We start from the raw sequence: 25,592 nt of genomic DNA on the forward strand, positions 1-25,592 counted from the left end.
CGCCGGCGCATGTCGGAACCACGTCGGATTTTGCCTTCGCCGACCAACACGCGTCGGAAGGCAGACAGCTTCCTAACCGCCCGCCAACAAGGATCCGCACACCGCTCAATTCCTGGCCGCCATGTCGATATCCATGGGGTGGCAGCGCATCGCCACGAGGCGCCGCAACGCTGGCCTGCCAGCGCGTGCGACCCGACTCCTTCTGTCCCCCAAAGGTCGGCTATGAACGCACTTCTGCAACGCTACAACGTCGGTCGGCGCCTGGGCATGGCGTTCGGCATCCTCATCCTGTTGTCCGGTGTACTGGTCGCCATGGGGCTGCTGACCATGGCCAGGGCGCATCGCGAACTGGACAGCATCGTCAACGGCAACATGGAAAAGGTCCGCCTCTCCAACGAGATGCTGGACGCCAACACCAATGTGCAGATCGGGCTGCTGTCCATCACCATCGTCGATGGCGATGCGGCCAACCAGAAGATGATCGACATCGTGCAGCGCAACCGGGCGCGCTACAAGGCCGCGCACGATGCATTGTCGGCGATGCCGGCGACCCCGGCCGAACGCCAGGCCATGGCCACGATCGAGCGCACGCGGGCGCAGTCGGTGCAACTCAACAACCAGGTGCTGGCGCTCGGCGAGAAGGACCTGAACGCCCAGGCGCAGGCATTGCTGCTGGGCGATGCCGCGTTGGCGATGGAGAAGCAGCAGGCGGCGATCCGCGCCAATGCCGATCTGCAGCGGCGCTTGAGCCGGGAGGCCTATGCGATCTCCTCGGCAGCGATGGCGCGGGGCCGCATCATCCTCATCTCCGGCGGCCTTGCGGTCCTGCTGGTCAGTGGCCTGCTGGGCTGGACGATCACCCGCAGCCTGACCGGGCCGCTCGGCCGCGCCACCCGCGCCGCCGAAGCCATCGCCGATGGCCGCCTGGACAACGACGTGAGCACTGACGCGCGCGACGAACCCGGCCGCCTGCTGGTCGCGATGGGCCGGATGCAGACCCAGTTGCAGCGCTTCTCCAGCGAAACCGCGCTGATGATCGAACTGCATGCCGACAAGGACATGTCGCACCGCATGCCGCAGGACTTCCCGGGCGTCTACGGCGAGCTGAGCAAGGGCATCAACACCATGATGTTCGAGCACCTGGACGCCATCGTCGACGCCATCGGCGTGCTCAACGAATACGCCAACGGCGACCTGCGCCGCGACGCCCGGCGCCTGCCCGGCAGTCGTGCGGTGCTGCACGAGTCGATGGATGCGGCCAAGGCCAGCCTGCTGGCGATCAATACCGAGATCAAGCGCCTGGCGGCGGCCGCCGCCGCCGGCGACTTCAGCGCCCGCGGCGATGCCGCGCACTTCCAACACGACTTCCGGCTGATGGTGCAGGACCTCAACGCGATGATGGAGGTCAGCGACAACAACCTGGGCAAGCTGTCGGCGTTGCTGCAGTCCATCGCCGCCGGCGACCTCACCGCGCGCATGGAAGGCGAGTTCCACGGCGTGTTCGCCACCATGCGCGACGACGCCAACGCCACCGCCGACCAGTTGACCGGCATCGTCGGCCGCATCCAGACCGCGGCGGTCAGCATCAATGCCGCTGCCACCGAAATCGCCGCCGGCAACGACGACCTGTCGCGCCGCACCGAGCAGCAGGCGGCGAGCCTGGAAGAGACCGCCGCGTCGATGGAGGAGCTGACCTCCACGGTGAAGCAGAATGCCGAGCACGCGCGCCAGGCCAACCAGTTGGCAGTGGGCGCCGCCTCGGTCGCCTCGCAGGGCGGCGCGGTGGTCGGCCAGGTCGTCGAGACCATGAGCGGCATCGAGGCCTCGTCGAAGAGGATCGCCGACATCATCTCGGTGATCGACGGGATCGCCTTCCAGACCAACATCCTGGCGCTCAACGCGGCGGTGGAAGCGGCCCGTGCCGGCGAACAGGGCCGCGGTTTCGCGGTGGTCGCCAGCGAAGTGCGCACCCTCGCCCAGCGTTCGGCCAACGCCGCCAAGGAGATCAAGACGCTGATCGACGACTCGGTCGGCCGCGTCGCCACCGGCTCGGCGCTGGTCGACCAGGCGGGCCGCACCATGAACGAGATCGTCGCCTCGGTGCAGCGTGTCACCGACATCATGGGCGAGATCTCGGCGGCCTCGCAGGAGCAGTCCGCCGGCATCGAGCAGGTCAACCAGACCGTCACCCAGATGGACGAGACCACGCAGCAGAACGCCGCGCTGGTCGAAGAAGCCACCGCCGCCGCGCGCTCGATGGAAGAACAGGCGGTGCAGCTCAGCGATGCAGTCGCGCTGTTCAAGATCGACCGTGTCGCCACGATCGCGCCGCCGGCCGCGGTCCGCGCGGTACCGGCCAAGCCGGCGGCGCGGGTTGCGAGCAAGGCCGGCGCGGCGCCGCAACCGGCGGCACGCCGTCCGGTCGTGGCCGCCGGCAGCAACGGCGACGCCTGGCGGGAGTTCTGAGGCCACGGCGGTGGCCAGGCGCACACGGCCTGGCCACCTCGCCTGCACCAGCGGCACATTCCGCCATCCCCTGCCTGATCGAACGCCGGCTGTCCCGACGCGCGCTCGACACGCGCCGCCATCGGCCATCGCCCCGCGCCTCCTCGCCACCATCGCGTGCCTGCCACGGCGCGCCAGCGCCCCACTGCCCCTGCCTCGCCCGACCTCGATGCCAGCCCGGCACGGCCGGATCACGCCCACTGCAGGCGACACCAGCGACAGCGGCGCGGCACGTCCATCGGCGAATGGACCGAGCGAGGACATGCCAACACGCGCCGGTCACCGCGGTTCCCGCAGCCTTCTCGACAGGCCTGCACATCCCGGAATCGTGCGGCCGTTTGCAGATCGCGCAGCTCCTGCATCGGCGCTGCATCCGCAGCGCGCCGCAGCGCGTATGTCCTGCCCACTCCTTTCCTCACATGGGCGCCACAACCCTGATGGCCGCGTAACTCCGCCGAGATCACAGATTCAATCTTTGTCTCAAGCCGCCGCTAAAGATCTGCCCGATTCGGCCGAGCGCTGGCGATCCCCTCGCATGCGCGCGTCTTCGCCCGGCGAAGTTCGATCGCTGTCCGCCCCCCTACATTCCCATCGTATGCGCTTGCTCGCGAGCGCATGCCTTCTTTCGCTTTCCCCCAGAGACCCGCGCAATGACGTCGCACTCCGCGAACCACGCCGCTCCGCCCGCCTCCGACCGCCGCTCGCGTTTGCGGGTCTGGCACGATCTCCCCATTGCGCGCAAGCTCAGCCTGATCGGCGTGCTGGCCTTGATCGGGCTGGCCATTCCCCTGCTGCTGTACACCCGCACCCTCAGCGACGGCGTGGAGGTCAGCCGCGCCGAGCTGCGCAGCTACGCGCCATTGCGCGAGATGCTGCGGCTGCTGGCGGCCCTGCAGGAAGAACAGGTCGGCGCCGTCGCCGACACGGCGCAGGCGCGCGACACCGCGGACCGGGCGCTGCGCGAACTGCAACGGACCGTGCCGGCCCTGCCCGGCTTCGACCGCAGCACGGCGGCGCTGGCGCAACTGCAACAGACCTTGCAGAGCAGGCGCAACGACTTCGCGGCGGTCGCCGACCAGGCCGACGACGCGCTGGACGCCCTGCGCGACGACAGCCAACTGGTCTATACGCCTTACGTGGAAAGCTACCACCTGGTGGTCAGCAGCCTGATCTACGCCCCGGTGACCAGCCAGACCCTGACCCGGCTGGACGCGATGCGCGACCCCTCGCAGGCCGGCGCCGACACCCCGGTCCTGCGCGCGCAGATCGCCGAACTGGCTCGCGATCAGGGCCGCCTGCGGCATGAGCTGAAGAAGGCGTTGGGCCTGCTCGAACAGCCGGATCCGGCCCTGTCGCAGTCGGTCGCCGCCGAAGCCGCCGTCGCCGATCGCGCTCTGCCGCAACTGGCGCAGGCCCTGGACGGCGGCAGCGCCGATGCCGATCAGCGCTGGAACGCGGCCCTGCATGGCTGGGACGAGGCCTTGCACGGGTTGAGCGCCACCGCGTTGCAGGCGCTGCAGCGCCAGTCGCAGCGTCATCTGGACGCCTCGCTGCAGGCGATGTGGACCGCGGTGGCCGGGCTCGGCGTGCTGACGCTGCTGATCGCGGCGATCTGCGCGCATACGCTGGTCACGCTGACCCGCAATGTGCGTCGCGCTGCCGGCGTCGCCGCCGACATCGCCGAAGGCCGCCTCGACGCCCGCATCGTGGTGCCCAGCCGCGACGAAAGCGGGCGGCTGCTGGCCGACATGCAGCGCATGCAGCAACAACTGCGCGAAGTGCTGGCCGCACAGATCGAGATGGCGCGGCGCCACGATGGGGGCCAGACCAGCTATCGCATGGACGAGAGCGTCTTCCCCGGCGACTACGGGCGCATGGTCCGCGACAGCAATGCCCTGGCCGCCGCGCACATCGCGGTGACCGAGCGCCTGGCGCAGATCATGGGCCGCTATGCCATCGGCGACCTGTCCGAGAACATGGACCGCCTGCCCGGCGAGAAAGCCCGCCTCACCGAGACGATGGACACGGTCAAGCACAACCTGACCGCGATGAACAGCGAGATCAAGCACCTGGCCGGTGCGGCGGCCGCCGGCGACTTCAGCGTGCGTGGCGACGCCGCGCGCTTCCAGTACGACTTCCGCCTGATGGTCGACAGCCTCAACCAGCTGATGGCCACCGCCGACGGCAACCTGCAGGCATTGTCCGCGCTGCTGCAATCGATCGCCGCCGGCGACCTGACCGCGCGCATGCACGGCGACTTCCAGGGCGTGTTCGCGACCATGCGCGACGACGCCAATGCCACCACCGAGCAACTGGCCGTCATCGTCGCGCGCATCCAGACCGCGGCGGTCAGCATCAATGCCGCGGCCAGCGAGATCGCCACCGGCAACGACGACCTGTCGCGCCGCACCGAGCAGCAGGCCGCCAGCCTGGAGGAAACCGCTGCGTCGATGGAGGAGCTGACCTCCACGGTCAAGCAGAACGCCGAACGTGCGCGCCAGGCCAACCAGCTGGCCGCCGGCGCGGCCTCGGTCGCCTCGCAGGGCGGCGCCGTGGTCGGCCAGGTCGTGCAGACCATGAGCGGCATCGAAGCGTCCTCGAAGAAGATCGGCGACATCATTTCGGTGATCGACGGCATCGCCTTCCAGACCAACATCCTGGCGCTCAACGCCGCGGTGGAAGCGGCGCGTGCCGGCGAGCAGGGCCGCGGTTTCGCCGTGGTGGCCACCGAAGTGCGCACCCTCGCCCAGCGCTCGGCCAACGCCGCCAAGGAGATCAAGACGCTGATCGACGAGTCGGTCGGCCGCGTCGCCGAAGGCTCGGCCCTGGTCGAGCGTGCCGGCACCACCATGCAGGAGATCGTGACCTCGGTGCAGCACGTCACCGACATCATGGGCGAGATCGCGGTCGCCTCGCAGGAGCAGTCGTCCGGCATCGAGCAGGTCAACCGCACCGTCACCCAGATGGACGAGAGCACCCAGCAGAACGCCGCGCTGGTGGAAGAAGCCACGGCCGCCGCGCGTTCGATGGAGGAGCAGGCCGGCCACCTGCGGCAGGCCGTGGCGGTGTTCAAGGTGCAGGCGGCGGCATCCTCGGTGCGTGCGCCGGCGGTACCGGTCGCGCCCAGGCCGACACACGCGGCCGCCTGAGTCCAGGCGCGCGGGTCGCGCCCCCCAGGCTCGGCCTGTCACGCCGCGCCGCCGGAACAACAACCCGATATGCCGATCGGCCGCGGAACGCCCCCGCGGCCGATTGCGTTTCCAGGCCTGCAAGGCAGCCCTTTTTTTCGAAAACCCCCCACCAGCGTCGTTACCACTGTGTGAAATGTGATGAATACCACCTTAAGGATCGATAGGCGCTGTCGATAACGTGAACAGCCGGTGAGTGCCGGCGTCGCGCTGGCCGGTTTCCAATGCAGGCACTATCCACCACAACGCCCCGTTGGGGAGGTTTCACCCGCCTGCCATGGGGGCTGTTGCTGCTGGTGCTCTGGAGCATCTGGGCGGCAAGCCAACTGGTGGCGCTCGCCAGGCCGCCGCCGGCCGACAGCGCCGCGGCCATTCGCGCGCGCCTGCTGGCCTTTGCGCCCGCCATCGACGCTGCCGACGGGCAGCCCGTGGCGTTCCGCCTGCGCGTGGCCGGCTGCGAGTGCGCTGCACCTGCGGCGCTCGCACTTTCAGGGATGCGCAGCGTGGACCTGCGCGCCCGGCTGGCGCCGCCGTCCCTGCCCTATGCACTGATCGTCTTCGATGCGCAGTCCCGCCTGATCTATGCCGGCCCGGCACAGCTGGCCGGATGCGGCACGTCCATCGCCGCCGCGTCGCTGCTGCCGCGGCTGCTCGCCACCAGTGGCGCCGCGCCGCTGATCTCTCCCGCCCAGTGCGGATGTCCCACCGACTCCAAGGAATCCCTCTCATGAGCGCCTCGCCTACCCAAGGCAGCTTTCTCGTCGGCAACGAGCGCTACGTCTACCTGCAGAAACTGGCGGCGCAGGCCGACCGGCTGTTCGTGGTCGTCGCGGTCCTGGCCACCCTCGCCAGCCTGGCCGCCGCCTGGCATCAGGGCGCGTGGACGCCGTGGCTGGCGGTCAGCCTGCCGACCCTGGCCGTCATGGCCCTGCAGGTGAAGCTGCATCCGGGCAGCCTGCTGAGCCGCTGCACCGTGGCCCTGGGCCTGATGGTGCTGGCCGCAGCGCTGATCCAGCAGGCCGGCGGCATGATCGAAGTGCACTTCGGCGTCATCCTGCTGATCGCGCTGCTGCTGTACTACCGCGACTGGCGGCCGATCATGGTCGCGGCCGCCGCGATCGCCGTGCATCACGTGCTGTTCTTCTGGCTGCAGCACCGCGGCCTGCCGGTGCGGGTGTTCACCACCGAGGCCGGGATCGGCATCCTGGCGATCCATGCGCTGTACGTGGCGGTGGAAGCGGCGATCCTGGTGCCGATGGCGGTGCAGATGCGGCGGCAACTGCTGGACGTGGGCCACGACCCGCACGCCCTGGCCCAGGCCGCGCGCGCCATCGCCCAGCAACAGCCGCTGTCGGCCGCGATCCGCGAGCTGGACCTGCCGGAAGGCTCCATCGCCCACACCCTGGTGGCCGCCAACGCGCAGCTGCTGCGCAGCCGCGAGCAGGACAGCGAGGCCCAGCGCGAGACCCAGCGCATCCGCAGCGCGCTGGACGATGTCACCACCAACGTCATGATCGCCGATGCCGACCGCCGCATCGTCTACGTCAACCGCCCGCTGCTGCAGATGCTCAGCGAGGTGCAGGAAGACCTGCGCCGCGACCTGCCGCAGTTCGATGCCAGCGCATTGCTGGGCAAGACCATCGACGTGTTCCACCGCCATCCCGAACACCAGGCGCGCATGCTCGCCGAGCTGACCGGCACGCACCGCGCGCAGATCCGCGTCGGCGGCCACACCATGCGCCTGATCGTCAATCCGGTGACCGACGCGACCGGCAATCGCCTCGGCTTCGTGGTGGAATGGGCCGACAGCACCGACGAAGTGGCGGTGGAAGAGGAGATCGCCGGCATCGTGCGTGGCGCGGTCGCCGGCGACCTCGGCGGACGCATCCGCCTGGACGACAAGCACGGCTTCCTGCTGCAGTTGGGCGAGCAGATCAACGCCATGCTCGCCGCCAGCGCCTCCGGCCTGGGCCACATCCAGCAGATGCTGCGCGCGCTGGCCGAGGGCGACCTGTCGCGGCGCATCGACGCCGACCTGCAGGGCGTGTACGCGAACATGAAGGACGATGCCAACGCCACCGCCGAGCAGCTGTCGGCGATCGTGCGGCAGATCCAGGGCGCCTCGGACGCGATCAACACCGCCGCCGGCGAGATCGCCGCCGGCAACGACGACCTGTCGCGTCGCACCGAGCAGCAGGCCGCCAGCCTCGAAGAAACCGCCGCATCGATGGAGGAGCTGACCTCCACCGTGAAGCAGAACGCCGAGCATGCGCACCAGGCCAACCAGTTGGCGGTCGGCGCCGCGGCGGTCGCCTCGCAGGGCGGCAGCGTGGTCGGCAAGGTGGTCACCACGATGAGCGGCATCGAAGCCTCGTCGAAGAAGATCGCCGACATCATCAGCGTGATCGACGGCATCGCCTTCCAGACCAACATCCTGGCGCTCAACGCCGCGGTCGAGGCCGCGCGTGCCGGCGAGCAGGGCCGTGGCTTCGCCGTGGTCGCCAGCGAGGTGCGCGTGCTGGCGCAGCGTTCGTCCAACGCCGCCAAGGAGATCAAGGGCCTGATCGACGATTCGGTGACCCGTGTGGCCGAAGGCTCGGCCCTGGTCGACCAGGCCGGCCGCACCATGCAGGACATCGTGACCTCGGTCCAGCGCGTCACCGACATCATGCGCGACATCGCCTCGGCCTCGCAGGAACAGTCGGCCGGCATCGAGCAGGTCAACCAGACCGTCGTGCAGATGGACGAGGCGACCCAGCAGAATGCCGCCCTGGTCGAGGAAGCCAGCGCCAGCGCCCGGTCGATGGAACACGAGGCGGGCGAACTGGCACGGGCCGTGGCATCCTTCACCCTGGAGCAGCGCCCGCCGTCGAACGCGGTCGCCACTGGCGGCAACGTGCAGCCGGTCTACAAAAAAGTCCAGCTCAGCCGATAGCATGCGTGGGGCGGCCCGACGCGGTGCCGCCCCACCCACCTCCAGTACCCACTCTCCACCATGGCCGAAGGCACTCCCAGCGACTCCCCTGTCCCGACTTCGCCGGAAGAAGAAGTGGAGGACGACCGTTTCCTGCTGACCAAGCCGCGACAGATCCGCCAGTTGCTGCAGTCGCTGATCCAGCAGCGTTCGCAGGTCAGCGCGCACGTGGGCGGTCGCGACCAGGCCTTCTCGACCGCGTTGCTGGACCTGGACGAGGACAGCGTGCTGCTGGACCTGAGCGTCAACGAGGCCTCCAACCGCGCCGCCGAGCAGGCCGAGTACCTGCTGTGCTTCGCCCAGCTGGAAAAGGTGCGGGTGCGTTTCCGCATCGAAAGCCCGCAGCGCACCGACGACAACGGCCAGCCGGGCCTGCGCGCGCCGCTGCCGGAATCGCTCTACTACCTGCAGCGGCGCGAGCATTTCCGCCTGGAGACCCCGATCACCGATTCGCCGTTGTGCGTGCTGCGCATCGACGACGATGCCGGCCAGGTCGAACTGAAACTGCGCGTGGTGGACATCAGCGGCGGCGGCCTGGCGGTGGCGCTGGTACAGGGCCAGCCGATGCCGCAGCTGCAGCAGAGCTATCCGAACTGCGTGCTGCAGCTGCCCGATGCCGACGCCATCCGGCTGACCCTGCAGGTCTGCAACATGTATGTCTCCAAGCTCGCCAACGGCCAGGACACCCTGCGCGTGGGCATGCGCTTCCAGGACCTGCCGCGCGGTGCCGACGCGGCGATCCAGCGCTACGTGTTCCGCATCGAGCGCCAGCGCAGCGCCCGCAAGAGCGGCGTGCTTTCCTGAACGCCGCAAGCGGCCGACCGATCCAGGTCTAAAGTTCGCCGTGGCTGCGCCGATCTAGCATTAGAGTCGCGCTTTCCCACCCACGCCACCACCCGCAATCCCGTGCGCACCAGGAGCACACGATGAACGACAAGACCACCTCCAATTCCGACGCCACCGGCGGCGAATTCCTCAGCTTCACCCTCGGCGAAGAACACTACGGCGTGGATATCCTCAAGGTGCAGGAAATCCGCGGCTACGACTCGGTCACCCGGGTCCCGGACGCCCCCGAGTACATCAAGGGCGTGATCAACCTGCGCGGCACCATCGTCCCGGTGATCGACCTGCGCCTGAAGCTGCGCCTGAAGGAAGCGCGCTACGACGCCTTCACCGTGATGATCGTGCTCAACGTCGAGAACCGCGTGGTCGGCATCGTGGTGGACAGCGTCTCCGACGTGATCCCGCTGAACGAAGAGCAGATCCGCCCGACCCCCGAGTTCGGCGCCGCGGTCGACACCCGCTTCATCTCGGGCATCGGCACCCAGGACGACAAGATGTTGATCCTGCTGGATATCGAGACCCTGCTCGACAGCGCCGAGTTCGGCCAGCAGCACGCCCACGTCGACGAAGCCGCCTGACCCCCGGCCGCTGCGGCGGCCTCCCGGCTGTAGACGAAACCCGCCGCAAGGCGGGTTTTTATTTGAAATGCGAACTGTTTATCACTTGGGCGAATCAAGTTAACCGGTTTCACGCCGATAGCTGAAGAGTGGCCGGCATCACACGGCCCTCACTTCAGCCCCCGTCCCCAAGGAGTCGTTCCATGAAACCGAGCTTTCCCATGCTGCTGGTCCTGCTGCTCGCCGCCAGCCCCAGCACCTTCGCCCAGTCCCAGCAGATGATCCCGCCGGAGATGGCCACCCGTTTCGTCGGCAAGGACGGCATGGTCTGCGGCAAGGTCGAGAAAGCCAAGTACGCGCAGAATTCCGAAGGCGAGCCGACCTTCCTGTACATGGGCGGCATGTTCCCGCGCCACACCTTCTCCGCCCGCATCGCCGGCGCCGACCGCAGCAAGTTCGGCTTCGCCCCGGAAACCCTGGAAGGCAAGGACGTGTGCGTGATCGGCAAGATCGAGCGGGACAGCTCGCGTGCCGAAATCCAGGTCAGCGCGCCGTCCAGCCTGAAGCTGGCCACCATCAAGTAAGCCTCAGCGCCGCCGTGCTGGACCCGTGCACACGGTCCGGCGCGGCGGCGTTTGCCGTTTTTTGCCCCTTGTCGCCCCCTCCGAATTATGGGAAACGCGCTCATGCAGTGGATTAAAGATCTGAAGGTGATGCCCAAACTGATGCTGGCGTTCGGCGTCGTGCTGGCGTTGATGCTGATCCAGGGCGTGGCCGCCTACCGCGGTCTTAACTCGCTCGATGGCGTGACCACGAATGTGTCGTCGCAGGTGGTGCCGAGCGTGCGCACCGGCGGCGAAATGCGCGGCATCCTCGGCGAGTACCGCAACGCGGCCTACCAGAGCCTGATCCGCAGCAGCGATGCGCTGAAGAAGGAATCGGCCGCGCGCAAGGTTGCGCTGAAGAAGCAGATGGACCAGATCCTGGCCCAATATCCGCCCAAGATCGGCAGCCCGCAGGAAAAGACCATCTACGACCGTCTGGTCGCCGACTGGAAGAAGGCCAGCGCCTCCTACCAGTCCGTCGACGAAATGCTGCAGCTCGACCTGCACGACGACGCCATCGATACCTTCACCGGCGAGACCCGCACCCTGCACAACAAGGTGGTGGACGACGTCGTCGCCCTGATCGCCGAGAACGATCGCCAGGCCAAGGCCGCGGCCGACGCCGCCAGCGGCACCTATCGCAACGCCTCGGCAACCCTGCTGATCTGCCTGCTGATCGGCCTTGGCGCAGCGGTCGGTCTGGCCTTCCTGTTCGGGCGGATGCTCGCCAACAGCGTGCGCGATGCGGTCAAGGTGGCCAGCGACGTCGCCGCCGGCAAGCTCGACGGACATATCGACGCCAACAGCAAGGACGAGATCGGCGAGCTGATGCAGGCGCTCAAGCGCATGCAGCAGGACCTGCGCGGGCGCATCGAGCGCGACGCCGCGGTCGCCGCCGAGAACCTGCGCATCCGCACCGCGCTGGACAACTCCTCGACCGGCATGTTCATCGTCGATCTGGACTACAACATCGTCTACGCCAACCCGTCGATGCAGGGCCTCACCGACAAGTACGCCGAGCAGATCCACTCGGTGGCGCCGGCTTTCGATTCGAGCCTGCCGCTGGTCGGCTCGCCGGTGACGGTGCTGGAGTACGGCAACCAGCACGATCCCAAGACCCTGGCGGAGCTGGAAAAGAAGGGGGTGATGGAACGCGAGATGGCCTACGTCGACGCGCGCGTCGCCCAGACCATCACCGCCATCCGCGACCAGCACGGCACGCACATCGGCTTTGTCTGCGAATCGCGCGACCGCACCCTGGAAGCGCAGGTCGAGCAGGAAGTGGCCAAGATCGTGCGCGAGGCCGCCGCGGGCGACCTCAGCGGGCGCGTCGGCATCGAAGGCAAGCACGGCTTCTTCCTGCAGCTGGCGCAGCAGCTCAATGGCCTGCTGCAGGCCAACGGCGACAGCATCGGCCAAGTGTCCAGGCTGCTGACCGCGCTGTCGCAGGGCGACCTCACCGCGCGCATGCATGGCGATTTCCAGGGCGTGTTCGCGACCATGCGCGACGACGCCAACGCCACCGCCGAGCAGCTGGCGGCCATCGTCGGCCGCATCCAGCAGGCGGCGAACGCGATCAATGCCGCCGCCGGCGAGATCGCCGCCGGCAACGACGACCTGTCGCGCCGCACCGAGCAGCAGGCGGCGAATCTGGAAGAGACCGCCGCCTCGATGGAGGAACTGACCTCCACCGTGCGCCAGAACGCCGAGCACGCGCGCCAGGCCAATCAGTTGGCCGGCGGCGCCGCCACGGTCGCCTCGCAGGGCGGCAGTGTGGTCGGCCAGGTGGTGCAGACCATGAGCGGGATCGAGGCGTCCTCGAAGAAGATCGCCGACATCATCAGCGTCATCGACGGCATCGCCTTCCAGACCAACATCCTGGCGCTCAACGCCGCGGTGGAAGCCGCGCGTGCCGGCGAACAGGGCCGCGGCTTCGCGGTGGTCGCCAGCGAAGTGCGCACCCTCGCCCAGCGCTCGGCCAACGCCGCCAAGGAGATCAAGGGCCTGATCGACGCGTCGGTGAGCCAGGTGGCCAACGGCTCGACCCTGGTGCGCCAGGCCGGCCAGACCATGACCGAAATCGTCGCCTCGGTGCAGCGCGTCACCGACATCATGGGCGAGATCGCCGCCGCCTCGCAGGAGCAGTCGGCCGGCATCGAGCAGGTCAACCAGACCGTCACCCAGATGGACGAGACCACCCAGCAGAACGCCGCGCTGGTCGAAGAAGCCACCGCCGCCGCGCGTTCGATGGAAGAACAGGCCGGCCAGCTGATCGAGGCCGTGTCGATCTTCCGCGTCGAGCAGTCGGCGCAGGCCAGCGCGGTCCACGCGCCGCAGGCCGTGTCCGCGCCGCGGCCGGCAGCGCCGGCGAAGAAGCCTGCGGCCGTCGCCGCCGCCAAGCCGGCGGCGGTGCGTGCCCGCAAGGTCGAGCCGGCCCTGGCCGATTCGGACTGGCAGGAGTTCTGAGACAGGCTCGGCCTGTCGCTGCATCCCCCCATCCCCGGCCTGCGCGCCGGGGATTTTTTTGACCGCCGCGCCAGCGCGAGGATTGTCTACGGATCGGTCGCGCCGCGCGCTCAACTTCCCCGTTCCCGGAGCCGTTAAACCTTTGGGAACCTTTCCAAGGATCAGGTCGATGTCGTCTCGCTCGTTGCTCACCCGCCTCTCGGATCTGCCGCTGCGCCGCAAGTTCCTCTGGCAGACCTTGTTGCTGGGTGCCGGCATCGTCCTGCTGGCGGTGATTGCCGCGCGCATGCAGTACCTGGACATCCGCAACACGCGCGAGCAGGCACTGAAGAGCCAGATCGAGCTGGCGCTGGGCGTGGTGCGCGCCTATGCGGCCGAGGTGGACAAGGGCAGCATGCCGCTGGCCGAGGCGCAGCGCACCGCCCTGCGCACCCTGGAATCGATGCGCGCCCGCGACGGCGTGGACTACTTCTACGTGCACGACCTGCACCCGACCATGCTGATGCACCCCACCCGCCACGACCTGGTCGGCAAGGACATCGGCCAGGTGCTCAGCGCCGACGGCAAGCCGATCTTCCGCGAGTTCGTGAAGGCAGCCGAGGCCGGCGGCGGCTACGTCGACTACCTGTGGCCCAAGCCCGGCAGCGACAAGCCGGTCGAAAAAATCTCCTACAACGCCGCGTTCGCGCCCTGGCACTGGGTGATCGGCACCGGCGTGTACATGGACGACGTGCAGGCGCAGGCGCTGGTCTTCACCGGGGTGATGACCCTGGCCGGCGGCATCCTGGTGCTGCTCACCTTCGGCATCAACTGGCTGATCGGCAGTTCGGTGCTGCGACCGGTATCGCGCAGCCTGGAGGCGATCCGCGCGGTGTCGCGCGGCGACCTCAGCGTGCGCATCGACAATCCCGGCCGCGACGAGACCGGCGAGATGCTGCGCGCCACCGGCGAAATGATCCGGATGCTGGAACGCTTCTCCAGCGAGACCGCACGGATGGCCGTGCTGCACGCCGACAAGGACATGTCCCACCGCATGCCGGAGGACTTCCCCGGCGTGTACGGCGACCTGGCTGCCAGCATCAACCGCATGATGTTCGAGCACCTGGACGCGATCGTCGACGCCATCGCGGTGCTCAACGAATACGCCAATGGCGACCTGCGCCGCGACGCGCGCCGCCTGCCAGGCAGCCGCGCGGTGCTGCACGAATCGATGGACGCGGCCAAGGCCAGCCTGCTGGCGATCAACACCGAGATCAAGCGCCTGGCCGCGGCCGCCGCCGCCGGCGACTTCAGCGTGCGCGGCGACGCCGGCCGGTTCCAGCACGACTTCCGGCTGATGGTGCAGGACCTCAACGCGATGATGGAGGTCAGCGACCGCAACCTGGGCAAGCTGTCGACGCTGCTGCAGGCCATCGCCGCCGGCGACCTGAGCGCGCGCATGCACGGCGACTTCCACGGCGTGTTCGCAAGGATGCGCCAGGATGCCAATACCACCGCCGACCAGCTCGCCGACATCGTCGGCCGCATCCAGACCGCCGCGCGCAGCATCCACGGCGCCACCACCGAACTGGCCGCCGGCAACGACGACCTGTCGCGCCGCACCGAACAACAAGCGGCCAACCTGGAGGAGACCGCGGCCTCGATGGAGGAGCTGACCTCCACGGTCAAGCAGAACGCCGAGCACGCCCGCCAGGCCAACCAGCTCGCCACCGGCGCGGCCGCGGTGGCCTCGCAGGGCGGCCAGGTGGTCGGCCAGGTGGTCACCACCATGAACGGGATCGAGGCCTCGTCGAAGAAGATCGCCGACATCATCGGCGTGATCGACGGCATCGCCTTCCAGACCAACATCCTGGCGCTCAACGCCGCGGTGGAAGCCGCCCGCGCCGGCGAACAGGGCCGCGGCTTCGCGGTGGTCGCCACCGAGGTGCGCACCCTCGCCCAGCGTTCGGCCAATGCCGCCAAGGAGATCAAGACGCTGATCGATGACTCGGTCGGTCGCGTGAACGAAGGTTCTGCCCTGGTCGACCAGGCCGGTCGCACCATGCAGGAGATCGTCGCCTCGGTGCAGCGGGTGACCGACATCATCGGCGAGATCGCCGCGGCCTCGCAGGAGCAGTCGATGGGCATCGAGCAGGTCAGCCGCACCGTGGCGCAGATGGACCAGGCGATCCAGCAGAACGTCGCCGTGGTCGAGGAAGCCAGCGCCTCGGCGCGGGCGCTGGAAGACCAGGGCCGCCGGCTCGGCGAGGCGGCGGCGGTGTTCCGGCTGGACCCGGCGCAGGCCGGCGCGCACGGCGGCGCAGGCCCCACGCCCGCGCCCCCGGCACGCGGTGCGGCACGGCAGGCGCCGCTGCGGCTGGTGCGCACGGCAGCCCCGACCATCGAGGCCGATTGAGCGGCCATACCGTTGCGATAGACACAATCACGCACGACACGCCGATTCGCACCACGGCACGGTTCAAGCTATCGCCGCGCTAGTCGATATCAGGATCACGCTTCGTGGTCCGCGCATGTCACCGCCGGATCACCACCGCGACCGTTCAGGGAGCACGTGATGCCCAGCCGCCGACATCCGCCATCGTCCACCCTCCCGTCGCGGCGCCGCGGCGTCGCACGCGTGCCCCTGTTCGGCATGGGTTCCCGCCCGCCTGCGCGCGCCGCCACTGGCGCGGCGCTGCCCTCGCCGCGCTTCGTCTTCGCCGGCTGACCGCCGGCCGCCCTGCCTTTTTCAACCCGCTGCTGCACATGGAATGCCCATGAACGTACTTGCGCACCTGAAAATCCGCGACAAGCTGATCTTCGCCTTCGCCGTGACCACGCTGCTGACGGTCGTGCTGGGGGGCTTTACCTACTCCCGGACCAACCTGTCCATCGCCGAGCTCAAGCACATCCAGCACGATTGGGTGCCGGCGACCCAGGCACTGGCCGAGGTGCGCGCGCAACTGGGCGAATTCCGTACCTACGAACTGGCGCAACTGTCGCGCGCCGGCGATCCCCAGGCCCAGGCCGATTACTTCAAGCGCATGCAGAAGGTGCGCACGGAGGTGGCGAAGAACCAGCAGGTCATCGCCGCGATGATGCGCGACCAGAAGCAGGTGCAGATGTACGCCGGCGTGCAGGAGACGCTGAAGGCTTACCTGCAGGCCAACACCGAGATGGGTGCGGCGCTGCGCGCCGGCGACGTGGCCGGCGCACAGAAGATCTCCGACACCCAGTCGCGGACGCTGCGCCGGACCCTGTTCGAGCGCATCGTGGCGCTGACCCAGTACAACGTCGCCGAACTGAACCGGGAGATGGAGCGCGCCGACAGCCAGCTGGCCAACACCAAGACCCTGATCGTGACGCTGCTCGGGCTGGCCGTGCTGTTCGCCAGCTTCACCGCCTGGCTGATCGCGCGCGGGATGGCGCGCCAGTTGCACGCGGCCAAGCGCCTGTCGCAGGCGGTGGCGCGCGGCGAACTGGAGGGCGCCACCTATCCGCACGGCAAGGACGAGATCGGCGAGCTGATGGACGACATGCTGATCATGCGCTCGCGCATCCACAGCGTGATCCGCGCCCAAGAGGAGATGGCCCGGCAGCACGCGTGCGGCACCATCAGCTACCGCATGGACGAGAACGCCTTCCCCGGCGAGTACGGGCAGATGGTCAAGGGCACCAACGAACTGGTGGCCTCGCACATCGCGGTGAAGATGCGCCTGCTGCAGATCATCCAGCGCTATGCGATCGGCGACCTGTCCGAGGACATGGACCGCCTGCCCGGCGAGAAGGCCGTGCTCACCGAAACCATGGACATGGCCAAGCAGAACCTGACCGCGATGAGCGAGCAGATCAAGCAGCTGGCGGAGGCGGCCGCGGCCGGCGCCTTCGGCACGCGCGGCGACCCGGAACGTTTCCAGTACGGGTTCCGGCTGATGGTGCAGGATCTCAACGCGATGATGGAGGTCAGCGACCGCAACCTGGGCGAGCTGTCCACGCTGCTGCGGGCCATCGCCGCCGGCGACCTGACCGCGCGCATGCACGGCGAGTTCCATGGCGTGTTCGGTCGCATGCGCGACGACGCCAACGCCACCGCCGCGCAGCTGGCGGCGATCGTCGGCCGCATCCATGCCGCCGCCGCCAACATCAATGTCGCCTCCACCGAGATCGCCAGCGGCAACGGCGACCTGTCGCGCCGCACCGAACAGCAGGCGGCCAGCCTGGAGCGCACCGCCGCCTCGATGGAAGAGCTGACCTCCACTGTCAAGCAGAACGCCGAGTACGCACGCCAGGCCAACCAGCTTGCGGCCGGCGCCGCCGCGGTGGCCTCGCAGGGCGGCGACGTGGTCGGCCACGTGGTCACCACCATGAACGGGATCGAGGCCTCGTCGAAGAAGATCGCCGACATCATCGGCGTGATCGACGGCATCGCCTTCCAGACCAACATCCTGGCACTGAACGCGGCCGTCGAGGCCGCGCGCGCCGGCGATCAGGGCCGCGGCTTCGCCGTGGTCGCCACCGAGGTGCGCACCCTCGCCCAGCGTTCGGCCAATGCCGCCAAGGAGATCAAGACGCTGATCGACGAGTCGGTGGGCCGCGTCGCCGAAGGCTCGGCCCTGGTCGACCAGGCGGGCCGCACCATGAGCGAGATCGTGACCTCGGTGCGCCGCGTCACCGACATCATGGGCGAGATCGCCGCCGCCTCGCAGGAGCAGTCCGCCGGCATCGAGCAGGTCAACCAGACCGTGGTGCAGATGGACGAGAGCACCCAGCAGAACGCCGCGCTGGTCGAAGAAGCCACCGCCGCGGCGCGCTCGATGGAGGAACAGGCCGGCCAGTTGGGCGCGGCCATCGCCGCCTTCAAGCTGGACACCTACCAAGGCGTGGCCGCCAACGCGCCGATTGCGCAAGCCGCGCCGGCCCCGGCCCGCGCCAGGCCGCGTGCGGCAGCGCGCCCGCGCCCCGCCAGCGCCGCCGCCAGCGAGGCCCAGTGGCAGGAGTTCTGAGCCCCCACGCCACCGCCGGCGGTCTTTCCTGACTGCCGGCTGTCAATTTCGTCCGTTCCCGGCCGATAACCCGATTGACCGACCATCGCTGCGCATCATGGCCATCCAGACTCCCGCTTCGCCCTCCTCCGGTTCCGACAATCGCGACTTCGACTTCAGCGACCGCGATTTCAAGCGGGTCTGCGACCTGATCTACCAGAAGGCCGGCATCGCCCTGGCCCCGGCCAAGCGCGACATGGTCTACGGCCGGCTGTCGCGGCGCCTGCGCGTGCTGGGCCTGCGCTCGTTCCGCGACTACCTGGACTGGCTGGAGCGCGACGGCGGCGACGAATGGGAGGCGTTCACCAATGCGCTGACCACCAACCTGACCTCGTTCTTCCGCGAGCCGCACCATTTCGAGCGGCTGCGCGAAGAGTTGCAGAAGCACTCCGGCGCGGCGCCGCTGAAGATATGGTCCTGCGCTTCGTCCACCGGTGAGGAGCCCTACTCGCTGGCGATCACCGCCTGCGAGGCGTTCGGCACGCTGACCCCGCCGGTGCGGATCCTGGCCACCGACGTCGACACCCAGGTGCTGGCCACCGCCTCACGCGGCGTGTACGCGCTGGAACGCGTCGCCAGCCTCGATCCCGCACTCAAGCGCAAGTATTTCCAGCGCGGCAGCGGCGCCAACGAAGGCCACTGCCGGGTGCTGCCGGCGCTGCGCGACCTGCTCGAGTTCCGCCAGCTCAACCTGCTGGAACCGCGCTACGACGTGGCCGGCCCGTACCTGGCGCTGTTCTGCCGCAACGTGATGATCTATTTCGACAAGCCCACCCAGCGCGGCATCCTGTCGCGGCTGATTCCGCACCTGGACGACGACGGCATGCTCTACACCGGCCATTCGGAGAACTATCTGCATGCGGCCGACCTGATCCAGCCCTGCGGCCGCACGCTGTATCGCCGGGCGCAGAAGGATCGCGCATGAGCGCCGCGGCCATGGCCCTGGACCAGGTGATGCGCTATCACGACACGCGCTTCCAGACGATGGCGGCCAAGCTGTTGCCGACCCAGTACCTGGTGGTGGACGACGACACCGCGCTGACCACCATCCTGGGCTCGTGCGTGGCCGCCTGCATCCGCGACCCGCTGCTGAAGATCGGCGGCATGAACCACTTCATGCTGCCCGACGGCCAGAGCGGCGACGGCGCGCCGGCCCGCTACGGCAGCTACGCGATGGAAGTGCTGATCAACGACCTGCTCAAGCGCGGCGCCGCCCGCAACCGCCTGGAAGCCAAGGTGTTCGGCGGCGGCAACGTGCTCAAGGGCTTCACCAACAATCCGGTCGGCACGCGCAACGCCGACTTCGTGCTGAACTACCTCAAGGCCGAACATATCCCGGTGGTGGCCGAGGATCTGCGCGGCATCCATCCGCGCAAGATCTGGTTCTTCCCCGCTACCGGCCGCGTGGTCGTGCAGCGCCTGCCGCACGCGCACGAGGAAGCCGAAATCGCCGCGGCCGAGTCGGCGGTGCGCGCCCGTCTCGCCAAAGCCCCCGTCACCGGTGCCGTGGAGTTGTTCGAATGAGCCTGGAAGCCCCTTGCCGCGTGCTGATCGTCGACGACTCGGCGGTCGTGCGACAGATCCTTACCGAAATCCTGTCGGGCGCGCCCGGCGTGGAAGTGGTCGGCTCGGCCGCCGACCCGCTGCTGGCGCGCGAGAAGATCAAGCGTCTGAATCCGGACGTGATCACCCTGGACGTGGAAATGCCGCGCATGGACGGGCTGGCGTTCCTGGAAAACCTGATGCGGCTGCGGCCCACGCCGGTGGTGATGATCTCCTCGCTGACCGAGCGTGGCGCCGACACCACCCTGCAGGCGCTGTCGCTGGGCGCGGTCGACTTCGTCTCCAAGCCCAAGCTCGACGTGGCCCGCGGGCTGGAGGAGTACGCCGAAGAGATCATCGCCAAGGTCAAGAACGCGTCCAAGGCCAAGGTCCGCGCCCTGGACCGGCCGGCCACGCCGAAACCGGCCGGCGCCACCGCCACGCCCGCCGCGGTGTCCTCGCTGAAGTTCCGCACCACCGACCGGCTGATCGCCATCGGCGCCTCCGCCGGCGGCACCGAAGCGCTGCGCGTGGTGCTGGAAGGGATGCCGGCCGACGCGCCTGCGGTGGTCATGACCCAGCACCTGCCGGCCGGCTTCAGCACCGCGTTCGCCGACCGCCTCAACCGGCACTCGGCCATGGCCGTGCGCGAAGCGACCGAAGGCGAAGCGATCCTGCCCGGCCACGCCTACCTGCCGCCCGGCGGCAAGCACCTGCAGGTGATCCGCGACGGTGCGCGCTGGCGCTGCAAGATCGACGACGGCCCGCCGGTCAACCGGCACAAGCCGGCGGTGGACGTGCTGTTCCAGTCGGTGGCACGCAACGCCGGCGCCAACGCCATCGGCGCGATCCTCACCGGCATGGGCGACGACGGCGCGCGCGGCCTGCTGGAAATGCTCCAGGCCGGGGCCAGCACCCTGGTCCAGGACGAGGCCACCAGCGTGGTCTGGGGCATGCCCGGCACCGCTTTCCGCCTGGGCGCGGCGCAGGAGGTCTTGCCGCTGGACAAGATCGCCGAGCGCCTGATCGCGCTGTCCGTGCAGGCGCGCTGACACCATGCCGGGCCGCCGCGTCACAACGTCGAGCGTGCCCAGCGACATCAGCGTGGAGGCAGCGCGAACGGCGGCGGCCCGTTCCGAGCTGGACCTGCTGCACTGCCTGCAGTACGCGCCGGAAGGCGTGCTGATCGTCGATATGCAGGCGCGCGTGGTCGCCTTCAACCACACCGCCGAGGCGCTGTGGAACCGTCCCCGCGCGCAGGTGCTGGGGCGTCCGCTCGGCGAGTTGGCCGATGCCGACGTGCGCGACGACTTCCTCGCGCATTGCCTGCACGACGGCGGCAGCGGCAGCTACGAGCTGCTGTTGCGCGACTACGATGGCGCAGCGCGCTGGCTGGCGGTGAGCGCGGCGCGGGCACCGCAGCACTACAGCCAATTGCAGGTGCTGTTCGTGCGCGACATCAGCGCCGAGCGCGCCCGCGACGCCAGGATGCGACTGCTGTCGCTGGCACTGGACTCCAGCGACGCCGCCATCGTCGTCTGCGATCCGGAGTTGAACATCCTCTACGTCAACGCCGGCTTCAGCCAGGTGTTCGGCTATGCCGAGAGCGAAGTGCTGGGGCATCTGCCGAGCAACGTGTTGGCCGGCCCCGGTACCGACATGCAGACCGTGCAGCACACCCGCGAGCGCGTGCGCGCCGGTTTCGGCCACCAGACCGACATCCTCGCCTACCGCAAGGACGGCACCCCGCTGTGGGCCACCCTGGTGGCCACCCCCATCGCCAGCGAGGATGGCAGCCAACAGCACTACATCCTCTCGTTCACCGACATCACCCAGAGCAAGATGCACGAGGTGCTGCACAAGAACGTGCTGGATGCGCTGGTCCGCGAACAGCCGCTGATCGAGGTCGCCACGCTGATCTGCAAGGAGGTCGAGCGCATCGCGCCGGAACTGATGGCCGCGATCGTGAGTGTGGACGGCAGCGGCTGCCTGCAGCCGCTGGCGGCGCCGAGCATGCCGGCGCGGTTCGGCGAGACCATGAACAACATGCGCGCCGGACCGCGTGCCGGCGCCCTCGCCACCTCGATCTGGCGCGGCAAGCAGGTACTGGTCCTCGACCCGCACACCGACCCGCTGTTCGCCGACTACATGGGGCTGGTGCAGCATGTGCAGTTGGGCACCTGCGTGGCCACCCCGATCAAGTCCAGCAGCGGTCGCGTCCTCGGCAGCTTCGCGCTGTGCTATCGGCAGGTGCGCGAGCCATTGGCCTGGCACCTGCGTCTGATCGAGCTCTGCGTGCATCTGTGCGCCCTGGCGCTGGAACGCGAGCAGACCAGGGCACGCGTGCACCAGCTCGCCTTCTACGACTCGCTCACCGGCCTGCCCAACCGGGTGATGTTCAGCGCCCGCGCCGAGCAGGCGCTGGCCGCCGCCGAGCATCAGGGCGCACCGGTGGCGATCCTGTTCGTGGACCTCGACCGCTTCAAGCGCATCAACGAGACCCAGGGCCATGCCGCCGGCGACGGCCTGCTGCGCGACATCGCCCAGCGCATCGGCGACACCCTGGGCCTGACCGATCTGGTCGGTCGCCAGGCCGGCGACGAGTTCGTGCTGATGCTGCCGAACTGCAGCGTCGAACAGGCCGCCGGCGTCGCCGAGCGCCTGCTGCTGGTGCTGGCCGAGCCGCTGGTGGTGGGCCAGGTGACCCTGCACCCCAGCGCCAGCATCGGCGTGGCCATGTTCCCCGACGACGGCCGCGACATCGAGACCTTGCTGCGCCATGCCGACCTAGCCATGTTCCGGGCCAAGCACGAGGGCGGCGACAGCGTGCGTTACTTCAGTTCCGACATGAACCGCATGGCGCAGGAACGCGTGGCAATGGAGACCGCGCTGCGCGACGCCCTGCATCGCAACAAACTGCAGTTGCACTACCAGCCGCAACTGGACAGCCAGGCGCCGCACGCACTGTACGGCGTGGAGGCGCTGCTGCGCTGGGAACATCCCAATCTCGGCGCGATCTCGCCGGCGCGGTTCGTGCCGATGGCCGAAGAATGCGGGCTGATCGACGAACTCGGGCAGTGGGTCTTGCGCGAAGCCTGCCGGCAGATGGCCGACTGGCGTCTGCGCGGCATCGCGGTGCCGCGCGTGGCGGTGAACCTGTCGGCGAACAACTTCGCCGACCCCGAATTGCCCATGCGGGTGGAAGCCCTGCTCGCCGCGTCCGGCCTGCAACCGGCCGACCTGGCACTGGAAATGACCGAGAGCGTCATGCTCTCGAACACCAACGCGGTGCTGGCCAACCTGCGCCAATTGCAGGCCAGCGGCGTGCTGCTGTCGCTGGACGACTTCGGCACCGGCTATTCCAGCCTCAGCCATCTGCACCAATTGCCGGTCAACGAGCTCAAGCTGGACATGAGCTTCGTCAGCGACCTGGAGCACTGCCAGACTTCGCGGGCACTGACCACCTCGGTGCTGCGGATAGGCGAGACCCTGGGCATGCACACGGTCGCCGAGGGCGTGGAAACCGAAGCGCAACGCGCGTTCCTGGCGCGGCTGGGCTGCCGCGTGCTGCAGGGCTTCCTGTTCGCGCCGGCGCTGCCGGCGGCGGCGCTGGAACACTGGCTGCAGGGGCGAGCGTCCGCACCACAGGCCTAGCGCAGGCAAGCGGCGAACCCGCCGTCGTACGCAGCGCAGGCACCACCAACGAAAAAGCCCGGCAGTGCCGGGCTTCTTCGTTGCGACCGTGCCGCATGGGCGGCACGTCGCGTCAGCGCATCGCCGGGGCGATCAGGCCGCGACCGTGGCGGCCACGTCCTGGTAGTCCTGGATCTGATCGAAGTTCATGTAGCGATAGATCTGTTCGCCACTGGTCTTGATCACGCCCACGTCGGCCATGTACTCGTCCTTGGTCGGGATCCGGCCCAGGCGCGAGCAGATCGCCGCCAGTTCCGCTAGGCGACAAGTTATACCTCGTAAAATTTCTCTATGAGATCAATAATTCTATAAATCCTGCCGCGCTCGATTTCCGGCGATTCAAAAGTATTTCCCGCATAGACCCAGCTATTATGCGCCACTGTCCCGCGTAGCGATCCGTACTTATTGAGATCCTCGACCAAAACACCATCAAGCTCATCGGGGAAATACCCCATTATGGCCGAAAGAATTTGAACCGACCTTTCCTTTATTCCATTATTGGATTTTATGAATTGACGAGCAAAGCCGTGCGCTTGACTTGTCAATGATGTGAAAGATGCTTTATCAACGCCCTCAGAGGGAGGCGGCCAATGTTGCCAGTTAAATTCCCTCCGCTCCATCCAGGCGCGAAGTGCAATTAGCGACGCGTTTTTCATCGTCAGCGCTGCCTGCCCCTCGCACGCCTTGATAACATCAAGAGCGCGCCTCTCAAAATAACACTCTAGCTCAGCATGAATTAAAAGCCTGAACGCGGCCATATTGTCAAAATCGGGATCAGGAGGCACCTCCCCATCTGCCAAGGCAGCATCTATCGTTGTAATTTGAGGGTCAATATACTTCGCAAGAAGCAGATCACACCTTTTCCTTAGATGTTCAAAATGAACCGTGGCCATATCTAGACCATTCTGAAAGTTGACTTATCCAGAGTCATTCCAATCACTGGGCCGAGCGCCTCTCCCCAAAGTGAAAGTCGCTGTAGAGTCGCCTCCCTTGTTTTTGTAGTCCGTTCAATTGAATTCCTAAAAATTTCATTGTTAGAACAAAGATCTATAAACGCATTCTTTACGTCAACATGCGCTGCTTCTGAAGCCGCTGCCACGTCGGACTGTGAAAAGTAGCGAGTCATTACATCAAACACCGCACGGTTCGTACGCCGTTCAAATTTAACGCCATTCCATTTTTTAAAACTATCTTCACCAAAAATAGTATGAGTCGTCTTAATAGCCCTCGCCATTCCACCTAGCGATTTCCTGATCATTTCTTCAGAATTCGGCCAAGCTCCATCCGTAGAAATCACAAGATTATCCAAGAACCGCTTCAAATTTCCATCATAACCATCGAGATTGGTGTCGACACCGACGTAGCGGAGCGCCATTTCTACATCACGCATCCGAGGATCCGGATTAGCCCCAAACACGGTCTTGAATTCTATACTGTTGAGCAAAAATTCATCAATGAAATTAAGAAGATGGCCGCCATGGAGTGCTCGCCTTAGCTCTTGAGGGGAGAGCGGCAAGCTTCCGCTATTGAGCCTAAAAAATACTGTATAAAGATAATCCTCGTCCGGCCAACTCCTTATAATTACCGTGCGTATGGGGTAGTTTTCAAGCGACGCGACATCTTGATCGCCGGCAATTTCAATATCAGAGAACCCCTTAGAATTAAGGTCAGCTCGAATCGTTAGCCCCTTAAGTTCAAATTTTCCGTCAAAGAAGCTCTTTATTGTATGCAGCCGTTGCTTACCATCGATGACGATGTACTTGCCTCGCTGACCTTTCTTTTCAGCCAGAACGACATTAGGGATAGGGAGGTTGCAAAGTATTGACTCGATGAAGCGACTTTGACGATCAATCTTCCAGGCTTCGCGCCTCTGAAACTGAGGATCTAAGTCAACGTTACCTTTGTCAATCTGCCGAAAAAGCGTCTCAACAGTCCAGTCAGTATTAAATATTACAGCATCATTGGTTGCTTGAGCATCAAGGGAAACGTCATCTTCCGACTCATCCTGATCAAGCGGAACAATCATCTCATCCAAAATTTCATTACCATTTGCAGCTGCCACTTCAACCCCCTAAGGCTTATTTGTGGAAATTCGGCTATGGAGCGCGACTTTCAGCGAAAAAGTATTTTGCAGGGTCGATGAGCATAGCATCATGATCGGACCTATTTCACAGCTAAAAAAAAAACCCCCGATTTTC

The 25,592-nt window shown here is 67.0% G+C and carries 16 protein-coding genes; 14 read left to right on the forward strand and 2 right to left on the reverse strand.

Annotated features, from left to right (window positions below):
• The first annotated feature begins 222 nt into the window (after positions 1 to 222).
• The 14 genes from SLW56_RS10535 to SLW56_RS10600 all read left to right on the forward strand — a co-directional run bounded on the left by SLW56_RS10535 (position 223) and on the right by SLW56_RS10600 (position 23,355).
• Positions 223 to 2,466, forward strand: a complete 2,244-nt coding sequence (locus tag SLW56_RS10535) for a methyl-accepting chemotaxis protein (protein WP_320694804.1) — start codon at positions 223 to 225, stop codon at positions 2,464 to 2,466.
• Positions 2,467 to 3,155: 689 nt separating this feature from the next.
• A complete protein-coding gene (locus SLW56_RS10540) occupies positions 3,156 to 5,654 on the forward strand; it encodes a methyl-accepting chemotaxis protein (protein ID WP_320694805.1) in 2,499 nt (832 codons plus the stop codon).
• A gap of 335 nt (positions 5,655 to 5,989) precedes the next feature.
• The gene (locus tag SLW56_RS10545; protein ID WP_320694847.1) at positions 5,990 to 6,424 is read left to right on the forward strand and encodes a hypothetical protein; all 435 of its coding nucleotides are present in this window, start codon (positions 5,990 to 5,992) and stop codon (positions 6,422 to 6,424) included.
• Positions 6,421 to 8,628 (forward strand): methyl-accepting chemotaxis protein, encoded by a 2,208-nt coding sequence (locus SLW56_RS10550; RefSeq protein ID WP_320694806.1) that lies wholly within the window; start codon positions 6,421 to 6,423, stop codon positions 8,626 to 8,628. Before SLW56_RS10545 ends, SLW56_RS10550 begins: the two co-directional genes overlap by 4 nt.
• Positions 8,629 to 8,688: 60 nt before the next feature.
• Positions 8,689 to 9,471 carry a flagellar brake protein gene (locus tag SLW56_RS10555; protein WP_043091944.1) on the forward strand — a complete coding sequence of 261 codons (783 nt, stop codon included), beginning with the start codon at positions 8,689 to 8,691 and terminating at the stop codon, positions 9,469 to 9,471.
• Between the two features lie 122 nt (positions 9,472 to 9,593).
• Positions 9,594 to 10,088, forward strand: a complete 495-nt coding sequence (locus SLW56_RS10560; protein WP_017910573.1) for a chemotaxis protein CheW — start codon at positions 9,594 to 9,596, stop codon at positions 10,086 to 10,088.
• A gap of 200 nt (positions 10,089 to 10,288) precedes the next feature.
• Complete coding sequence (locus SLW56_RS10565; RefSeq protein WP_017910574.1) at positions 10,289 to 10,651, forward strand: hypothetical protein; 363 nt, start codon at positions 10,289 to 10,291, stop codon at positions 10,649 to 10,651.
• Positions 10,652 to 10,753: 102 nt separating this feature from the next.
• Entirely contained in the window at positions 10,754 to 13,138 is a 2,385-nt protein-coding gene (locus tag SLW56_RS10570; RefSeq protein ID WP_152180626.1) for a methyl-accepting chemotaxis protein, read from the forward strand.
• Between the two features lie 169 nt (positions 13,139 to 13,307).
• The gene (locus SLW56_RS10575; protein ID WP_320694807.1) at positions 13,308 to 15,533 is read left to right on the forward strand and encodes a methyl-accepting chemotaxis protein; all 2,226 of its coding nucleotides are present in this window, start codon (positions 13,308 to 13,310) and stop codon (positions 15,531 to 15,533) included.
• Positions 15,534 to 15,894: 361 nt separating this feature from the next.
• Positions 15,895 to 18,120: a methyl-accepting chemotaxis protein gene (locus tag SLW56_RS10580; protein WP_320694808.1), complete on the forward strand. Its 2,226-nt coding sequence runs from the start codon at positions 15,895 to 15,897 to the stop codon at positions 18,118 to 18,120.
• A 97-nt stretch (positions 18,121 to 18,217) separates the two neighbouring features.
• Entirely contained in the window at positions 18,218 to 19,084 is an 867-nt protein-coding gene (locus SLW56_RS10585) for a CheR family methyltransferase (protein ID WP_152238835.1), read from the forward strand.
• Positions 19,081 to 19,683, forward strand: coding sequence for a chemoreceptor glutamine deamidase CheD (gene cheD, locus SLW56_RS10590; RefSeq protein ID WP_017908723.1), 603 nt, complete (start codon positions 19,081 to 19,083; stop codon positions 19,681 to 19,683). Before SLW56_RS10585 ends, cheD begins: the two co-directional genes overlap by 4 nt.
• Positions 19,680 to 20,753 carry a chemotaxis response regulator protein-glutamate methylesterase gene (locus SLW56_RS10595; protein ID WP_267081455.1) on the forward strand — a complete coding sequence of 358 codons (1,074 nt, stop codon included), beginning with the start codon at positions 19,680 to 19,682 and terminating at the stop codon, positions 20,751 to 20,753. Before cheD ends, SLW56_RS10595 begins: the two co-directional genes overlap by 4 nt.
• Before the next feature lie 4 nt (positions 20,754 to 20,757).
• Complete coding sequence (locus tag SLW56_RS10600) at positions 20,758 to 23,355, forward strand: EAL domain-containing protein (RefSeq protein WP_320694809.1); 2,598 nt, start codon at positions 20,758 to 20,760, stop codon at positions 23,353 to 23,355.
• Between the two features lie 308 nt (positions 23,356 to 23,663).
• On the opposite strand, the gene SLW56_RS10605 is transcribed toward SLW56_RS10600, so the two are convergent.
• Together SLW56_RS10605 and SLW56_RS10610 are read right to left on the reverse strand one after the other, a co-directional pair.
• Complete coding sequence (locus tag SLW56_RS10605; RefSeq protein ID WP_320694810.1) at positions 23,664 to 24,287, reverse strand: hypothetical protein; 624 nt, start codon at positions 24,285 to 24,287, stop codon at positions 23,664 to 23,666.
• A gap of 2 nt (positions 24,288 to 24,289) precedes the next feature.
• On the reverse strand, positions 24,290 to 25,456 hold the full coding sequence (locus tag SLW56_RS10610) for a DUF262 domain-containing protein (RefSeq protein WP_320694811.1): 1,167 nt from the start codon (positions 25,454 to 25,456) through the stop codon (positions 24,290 to 24,292).
• Between the last annotated feature and the right edge of the window lie 136 nt (positions 25,457 to 25,592).

The sequence above is a fragment of the Xanthomonas sp. LF07-6 genome, from assembly GCF_034105445.1.
GTDB classification, from domain to species: domain Bacteria; phylum Pseudomonadota; class Gammaproteobacteria; order Xanthomonadales; family Xanthomonadaceae; genus Xanthomonas_A; species Xanthomonas_A sontii.

What these genes read in the sequence shown, in the direction of transcription:
- SLW56_RS10535 (WP_320694804.1), top strand. Translation starts at nt 223, where the DNA reads ATGAACGCACTTCTGCAACGCTACAACGTCGGTCGGCGCCTGGGCATG.
- SLW56_RS10540 (WP_320694805.1), top strand. Translation starts at nt 3,156, where the DNA reads ATGACGTCGCACTCCGCGAACCACGCCGCTCCGCCCGCCTCCGACCGC.
- SLW56_RS10550 (WP_320694806.1), top strand. Translation starts at nt 6,421, where the DNA reads ATGAGCGCCTCGCCTACCCAAGGCAGCTTTCTCGTCGGCAACGAGCGC.
- SLW56_RS10555 (WP_043091944.1), top strand. Translation starts at nt 8,689, where the DNA reads ATGGCCGAAGGCACTCCCAGCGACTCCCCTGTCCCGACTTCGCCGGAA.
- SLW56_RS10560 (WP_017910573.1), top strand. Translation starts at nt 9,594, where the DNA reads ATGAACGACAAGACCACCTCCAATTCCGACGCCACCGGCGGCGAATTC.
- SLW56_RS10565 (WP_017910574.1), top strand. Translation starts at nt 10,289, where the DNA reads ATGCTGCTGGTCCTGCTGCTCGCCGCCAGCCCCAGCACCTTCGCCCAG.
- SLW56_RS10570 (WP_152180626.1), top strand. Translation starts at nt 10,754, where the DNA reads ATGCAGTGGATTAAAGATCTGAAGGTGATGCCCAAACTGATGCTGGCG.
- SLW56_RS10575 (WP_320694807.1), top strand. Translation starts at nt 13,308, where the DNA reads ATGTCGTCTCGCTCGTTGCTCACCCGCCTCTCGGATCTGCCGCTGCGC.
- SLW56_RS10580 (WP_320694808.1), top strand. Translation starts at nt 15,895, where the DNA reads ATGAACGTACTTGCGCACCTGAAAATCCGCGACAAGCTGATCTTCGCC.
- SLW56_RS10585 (WP_152238835.1), top strand. Translation starts at nt 18,218, where the DNA reads ATGGCCATCCAGACTCCCGCTTCGCCCTCCTCCGGTTCCGACAATCGC.
- cheD (WP_017908723.1), top strand. Translation starts at nt 19,081, where the DNA reads ATGAGCGCCGCGGCCATGGCCCTGGACCAGGTGATGCGCTATCACGAC.
- SLW56_RS10595 (WP_267081455.1), top strand. Translation starts at nt 19,680, where the DNA reads ATGAGCCTGGAAGCCCCTTGCCGCGTGCTGATCGTCGACGACTCGGCG.
- SLW56_RS10600 (WP_320694809.1), top strand. Translation starts at nt 20,758, where the DNA reads ATGCCGGGCCGCCGCGTCACAACGTCGAGCGTGCCCAGCGACATCAGC.
- SLW56_RS10605 (WP_320694810.1), bottom strand. Translation starts at nt 24,287, where the DNA reads ATGGCCACGGTTCATTTTGAACATCTAAGGAAAAGGTGTGATCTGCTT.